Below are 2,157 nucleotides of genomic sequence, written 5' to 3'. Positions count from 1 at the left end.
AGCGCTTCCGTTTCGTCATGCGGATCAGTCCTTCGTCAATCGCCAGAGCTTAGCGACTGGTCCGAATTCCCGCGACCACCTCTGTCCGACACCTGGAGCCGTCTGCAGGCGGATCGTCTCAGGGTCTGACTTCGCTTCGTCCTTCAAGCGCTTCTGTATTTCCCTTGTTCTGTCGTCGAGAATGCCGATCTGCTCGAGGTGCAGGCGACAAAGCTCGATGACGCCGGACGGAAGGTCGCTCTCTGGAGCTTCGATCTGTGCCTCGAGCCTCTTGACGAATGTCCGTCCGGCAGGCGCGATGATGCCGTACTCCATGAGGTGCCCCCGCAACGCATTGATCAGGGCATTGCGCTGACGAACAAGCAGATCGCGCGTCTTGAAGACCATGGATCGGGCCTGCTGCTCTTCTGACTTCACGGGCACGAACCGCATAGTCGGGCGCACCACGGCTTCTGCAATGGCCTCGGCGTCATTCGCATCGTTCTTCTGGCGCTTCACAAAGGGCTTTACGTAGATCGGCGGGATCAGGCGCACCTCGTGGCCCAGCTTCAGGAACTCTCGGCCCCAATAATGCGACGAGGCACAAGCCTCCATGGCGACAAGGCAAGGCGGTTGCTCGGCGATGAACCTGATGAGTTGCACCCGCGAGAGCTTCTTGCGGAAAACCGGCTGTCCCGACGCAGTCGCGCCGTGAAGCTGGAAAACCGACTTTGCCAGGTCGATGCCGATCACTGTAACCTCTTCCACGGATACCTCCTCCACGCTGGTGCTTTGCAACATCACCATCTTGGCACATCGCGATGCCGTTTCAGGGTGAGGTATCCACACCATCAATGACCCGGGACTGCCCTATCGTCGATTTCTGCTGGGCGGTCGCTTATCATCAGCGCATCCGTGAGGAAGGACTTGCCGCGATTGCGTGCGCGTTCGCGCGGCAATCTGAGCGCTCGGCCGGATCGCAGACAGGCGAAGAGCTCTCGCTTCAGCGCGCTGCCCTTTCCATATCACGGTCGGCCTGTCGAAAGCGATGCCGTCTGGTGTGGCAAGGAGGCCGGAGAGCCGTTCCTGCACTTAGTCGCGCAAGGCGGGGTTTAGCACGAGCTTGCTGGCCTTTGGTCGTCTGGCCGCACGATCTGCGTGCCACTGCGCGGCAATGGCCCGATAGTCGAACTCGCCGCCACGTATCGCAAAGTTGCGCCTGATCTCGCGAAAGATCGTGTTGGGGCATCGGCCCAGCTTGCGTGCGATCGCCCGCACGCCGGTGCCTCGAGCGCGCTCGAGGGCTATCTCCTCGCGTTCTGCGAACGAAATGTTGCGACTCTTCGGCCCAAGTGCCGATGGCGCGAGATGTGTGGGAGGCATTCCGCCAGAACTCCGAAACCACCTGGTGCCGACTGGAGCGGACACTCCCGCTGCAACGGCGGCTTCCTCGCTGGACAGCTCCGCTGCAATCTCCCGCCAGAACCGGCACAGATGCTCACGCTGCCAGACTGGCAGTCGACCTGGCGAGGACAATTTGCGTCGCGTCGAGCGCTCCGACTTCCGTCTTCCTGTCGTCATCAACACCTCCAACATTAGGGTATTGCGACGACCGGTTGAATCCGCCAGCTGCGCTTGAAGCCAGGCAGGCTATCAAGGAACAGCTGTGATAGCTTTGCTCTCTTCTCAGCAATTTTCTCTTCGGATCTTGAAGGGAGACGGTTTAGACGCTCAGAGCCTGTGGCACTCAATCGGTCTCGTATCCACCAGCTTTGAAGTAGTTGTAGCATTCCTCGTCGGAGAAGAGGTCGCAGACCTGGCCAACCGCAGCCCAAAGCTGATCGTAGGTGCGGGCGGCGGCTTTTCTGATCAGCGCCTTGAGTTTGGAGAAGNGCGCAAGGCTGCCGCTGCGGCCGAGCTCTTGTGGCTGGAGAGATTGTCCAGAATGACGACGTCACGGGGCCTGAGCGTCGGGACCAGCTGGGTTTTGGTATAAAGGTTGAACATCTCGGCGTTCATTGCGCCATCGATCACCCAAGGCGCGTCCAGCCGGTCATGGCGCAGAGCTGCAATGAAGGTCTGGGTGCGCCAATGTCTGTTGATTTCCACCCAGAACTGAGCCGGCATTTCCATCGAGAAGTGAGCCACCTCTAACTATGGATTTCCGGTCATTCAGTG

2 protein-coding genes and 1 pseudogene are annotated in these 2,157 nt (G+C 59.7%); all 3 read right to left on the bottom strand.

Annotated elements, in window-relative coordinates:
• Nucleotides 1-24: 24 nt before the first annotated feature.
• A complete protein-coding gene (locus IE224_RS20665) occupies nucleotides 25-747 on the bottom strand; it encodes an IS110 family RNA-guided transposase (protein ID WP_191313390.1) in 723 nt (240 codons plus the stop codon).
• An 86-nt stretch (nucleotides 748-833) separates the two neighbouring features.
• A pseudogene (locus IE224_RS21500) lies at nucleotides 834-1,560 on the bottom strand (transposase); the annotation flags it as partial.
• A 288-nt stretch (nucleotides 1,561-1,848) separates the two neighbouring features.
• On the bottom strand, nucleotides 1,849-2,106 hold the full coding sequence (locus IE224_RS20655; protein ID WP_444544093.1) for a transposase: 258 nt from the start codon (nucleotides 2,104-2,106) through the stop codon (nucleotides 1,849-1,851).
• Nucleotides 2,107-2,157 lie beyond the last annotated feature (51 nt).

Origin of the sequence: Paracoccus aerius, assembly GCF_014656455.1 — a bacterium.
GTDB classification, from domain to species: Bacteria; Pseudomonadota; Alphaproteobacteria; order Rhodobacterales; family Rhodobacteraceae; genus Paracoccus; species Paracoccus aerius.
Note: the sequence above shows the minus strand (reverse complement) of the source record. Positions and strands in the feature narration are given on the sequence as shown.